At 63.1% G+C, this 2070-nt stretch carries 1 protein-coding gene; it reads right to left on the bottom strand.

All coding sequences use genetic code 11. From position 1 onward, the window contains the following. Window positions 1–45: 45 nt before the first annotated feature. The gene (locus ACFMO5_RS09590; RefSeq protein WP_376792527.1) at window positions 46–1905 is read right to left on the bottom strand and encodes a carbon starvation protein A; all 1860 of its coding nucleotides are present in this window, start codon (window positions 1903–1905) and stop codon (window positions 46–48) included. Between the last annotated feature and the right edge of the window lie 165 nt (window positions 1906–2070).

Raw genomic sequence — 2070 nt, 5'->3', positions numbered from 1 at the left:
TTCCGATCTGCATCGCCGCCCCCTCCGCATCTCCTCCCGTCGTGTTCACTCCCCGCCGCCGCCCGCTGTGGCCGGGCGCGCCGGCGCCGCCCGCCAGCGGTTGAAGGCCGTTAGGCCCTCATACCCGAGGAAAGCCGCCGCCAGAAAGAGCAGGGCGGCGAGGATCAACATCGTGATGGATCCGATGATCGCCACGATGTTCCCCTTCGCCAGGGCCGCGTTCAGCGCCGGGACCTGGTTGTAGAGGGTGACCAGAATGGCGGCCATCGTGGTCACATACATAAAGGCCGCCGGCAACCCCGCATACCAGGCCGGCCGGCGCTCCGAGACCAGCCAGACGGTGACGATCATCAAGGCCAGGCCCGCCATGAGCTGGTTGGCCGCCCCGAACAGCTGCCAGAGATAGATCCAGGTCCCCGTCAGCACCAGGAAGGCGGCCAGGGCCATGGAGATCAAGCTGGCTACATGCATGTTCTTGAAGATCGGCTGGGTCTCCCCAAGCCACTCACCCAGGGTCACCCGCATCAGGCGGAAGACCAACTGGACCACCGTGATGACGATGACCACAAAGGCGGCAAAGCCCAGGGCCGTGCCGTAAGGCGCGAAGCCCGGTCCGAAGACCTGAGAAAGCAGGGTGCCCACCCCGCTGGCGAAGGCCGCCGCACCGGCTCCTTTACCCGCGATCGAGATGGCGATCAGGGAAAGCAACCCCAGGGTGTTCTCGCCGAAGAGCATCGCCCCACCGCCCACCGGGAGGGCGTCCGTCTCGTACTCCAGCTGTCGGGCGGTGCCCACCGAGCCGAAGAGGGCGTGCCAACCGGAGATCGCCCCGCAGGCGATGGTGACGAACAGCATCGGCCAGAGCGGCTGGATCCCCACCGCCGCGGGCTGGAAGGCGCGCACGGCGGGCAGCTTGAAGGAGACCGCCTCCGGGTTGGCGAAGAACCCCACAACGCCGCCGATGTAGCTGAAGAGGATCACCAACGCGGTCACCCAGAAACCTAGGTAGTTCACCGGTTGGGCGAAGCGCCAGATGGGGAGGTTGGCCCCTAGATAGCAGAAAACCAGGGTGAACAGCATCCAGAAGATATAAGACAGCCGAACGGGGCGATCAGCCCCCAACAAGCGACCGGTCTTGGGATCCGGATTGGCCGTTGGGTCGAAATACGTATACAAGGGCTTGCCGCCCGCCAGGCCATCCACCCCCGCATTGAAGCTGGCAAAGACCTGCCCCACTGGCCCCTGGATGGTCTTGACCTGGTCTCCCTCCTTAACCTGCTGCAGCCCCAACGGCCCAATCCCCATCGCCACCAAGGTGATGATCAGGGTGATGGCTGTGACCACCACCAGATCCATCTTCCAACGGTAGAGCATCTGGCCCATCAGAAGCCCCATCAGGGCAAGGGCGATGATCCCCAAGGGCACAGTGGGATCGATCAGAACGCCAGCGATCAAGTTCACGAAAGCTCCCGCGATCAGCAGCAGGTAGAAGAAGATGAACACGAAGAGGATCGTACGGGCGCGGGGGCTGATGAGGCGATAGGCCACCGCACTGAGGGAGTTTCCATCATTGCGCACGGAGAGTATGATCGCACTGTAGTCGCTGGCCCAGCCGATGAAGGAGACACCCAGGATCAGCCAGAGGAGGGCGGGAAGCCAGCCCCACAACCCCGCGGCGGTGATCGGCCCGACGATCGGCCCCGCAGCGGCAATAGACTTGAAGTGATAGCCGATGAGGATGTTGCGGCTGGTGGGGACGAAATCCACGCCATCCATATACATCCGGGCCGGGGTAGCCCGCTTCGGATCGGACTGGATGATCTCCCGGTCGATCCGCTTGGCATAGAGGTTCCAGATCAACAGCTGGACAAGGATACCGAGGATAATAACCCAGAAGGCGCTCATGGCTTTCCCTCCAAGATGAGGACTGGGAATCCTTTTGGAACCTCAACTGCGCACGCGCTCTTCCGCGCGGCTCCTGTAAGGTCCGGTTCACGCTTCTGTTTCCCCTTCACCTCCTTTCATCTGTGGGGGGAATTGTTTTTCGTGGGGTGTGGGCCGCCGAAGGCG

It is taken from the genome of Thermoflexus sp. (genome assembly GCF_042408365.1).
Taxonomy (GTDB): Bacteria; Chloroflexota; Anaerolineae; order Thermoflexales; family Thermoflexaceae; genus Thermoflexus.
This window is presented reverse-complemented; position numbering and strand designations above follow the sequence as displayed.